Genomic DNA, 1583 nt, shown 5'->3' with positions numbered 1-1583 from the left:
ATGGGATACACACTGCTGAAGAGCGCAGGTCTAGGCGAAGTCAGTAAGTAGGTAGTACGAATCCATCCAGTCGTAGCTCGATCTGCTGTTTGCCCAGGCCCAGTTGCTCTGGCCATTATTTACCATGCTTTCCCGACGATCGCCTTTCGCCAGGTTGGCGTCCATCCTGCTTCCCTCTCCCGTCTCTCCTGTGGCGCCGATGGATTGCGCCTGCATTCCGTTTTGTCCTTCATCAGTCATCGCTGGATTTCCCGATTAAAAAGCTGACTGCAGCAAAACGCCGCTATGTGACCAGCTACTACGCAAAGATCGAGCCAAGACAGCAGTGGACATCTAAACAATTGATTTAACTCAATAATTATTTTTTGGCGGTGCGACATCAATCCCAAAGATGAAATGCGGGTTTCATCTTTGAAGAACAGACTGCGTCGCGACATAACCGCAGCGGGCCTGAAGAGATCGGCCACCCGATCCTTGACCGAAGCAAAACGTTGCAACTGACGTGTCGGCTTGAATCGACGCATCGACGACCCACCTGCTTCGCAAGTCGTGGCCGACTTTGTCAATAGATGGGCCGCGTTAGGTAGTGGGTTCGCGTCCAATCCGGACTACGATTGGCTCAAGGGTTGGCGCTTCGGAAACAGACAGGGTCATTCCATTTATTCAACAACAACTCATTGACGACAGATGAACGAAATCGGCGGTTACGACATTGAAGACCTGGAGGCAGGCATGAGCGCCACCTTTGCGAAAACCATTACGGAGGCGGATATCCTGTTCTTCGCGGCGGCATCCGGCGATAACAACGCCGTTCACATTAACGAGGAATTCGCACGGACCACGCCGTTCAAAGGGCGCATCGCGCATGGGATGCTGAGCGCAAGTGTGATTTCCGCAGCCCTTGCCGGGCACCTTCCGGGCCCCGGTACCGTGTACCTCGGACAGAACCTGCGTTTCAAGGCGCCGGTCCGGCCTGGCGATACGGTGCGTGCAACGGTCGCTGTGAAAGAACTGCAACTGGAAAAGAGCCGCGTCGTGATGTCGACCGTCTGTACGGTTGGAGAAAACGTGGTGATCGACGGCGAGGCGGTCGTCATGGCGACGTCCCGTGCGCGGCGGCTGGTTGCAAGCGCGGCTAGCGCCGAACAGTCGGCAATCGCGAGTCAATCAAGCGAGGCTTTGTGACCATGTGGTTAAACGTACCCACTGAATATGTACAGGGATTCCTCACGTCCGGGCACCCGTTTTGGCGTGCCACGGCCGGTCTGGAGACGAATGGCGATACGCACGCTGGAGCGGAGCCTCCGGACGCACTAGCCGTTCCTGCGGCACTGATCGAGGCGCACTCGGCTTACTGGCCACGACTGGCTTCGGTTTGGACTCGCACGCTGGCCAGCACGATGGGTGCGGAAACCGAGCCCGTGATTGCCCCGAAGCGCAGTGACCGCCGCTTTCTTGCCGAAGACTGGCGCAAGAATGCCTGGTACAGCCTGCTCAAGCAGAACTACCTGCTCAATGCGCGCTTGCTTGAAGACGTCGTCGATGCGGTTGTCCTAAGCGAAAAGGACAAACGGAAGCTCGAG

Annotated in this window: 2 protein-coding genes and 1 pseudogene; 2 read left to right on the top strand and 1 reads right to left on the bottom strand. The window is 56.7% G+C overall.

The genetic code is table 11. The annotated features are described in order from the left end of the window. Positions 1-30: 30 nt before the first annotated feature. Positions 31-240, bottom strand: a complete 210-nt coding sequence (locus WCA53_RS11705) for a hypothetical protein (protein ID WP_423909615.1) — start codon at positions 238-240, stop codon at positions 31-33. 447 nt (positions 241-687) lie between these two features. Here WCA53_RS11705 and WCA53_RS11700 point away from each other — a divergent pair, with 447 nt between their 5' ends. Further along, positions 688-1185: a MaoC family dehydratase gene (locus WCA53_RS11700; protein ID WP_423909611.1), complete on the top strand. Its 498-nt coding sequence runs from the start codon at positions 688-690 to the stop codon at positions 1183-1185. Positions 1186-1187: 2 nt separating this feature from the next. Beyond that, positions 1188-1583: pseudogene (locus WCA53_RS11695) on the top strand (class I poly(R)-hydroxyalkanoic acid synthase); the annotation flags it as partial.

This window comes from Caballeronia sp. (assembly GCF_049581465.1).
Lineage (GTDB): Bacteria > Pseudomonadota > Gammaproteobacteria > Burkholderiales > Burkholderiaceae > Caballeronia.
This window is presented reverse-complemented; position numbering and strand designations above follow the sequence as displayed.

Coding starts and splice junctions, on each gene's coding strand:
- WCA53_RS11705 (WP_423909615.1), bottom strand. CDS start 240: ATGACTGATGAAGGACAAAACGGAATGCAGGCGCAATCCATCGGCGCC.
- WCA53_RS11700 (WP_423909611.1), top strand. CDS start 688: ATGAACGAAATCGGCGGTTACGACATTGAAGACCTGGAGGCAGGCATG.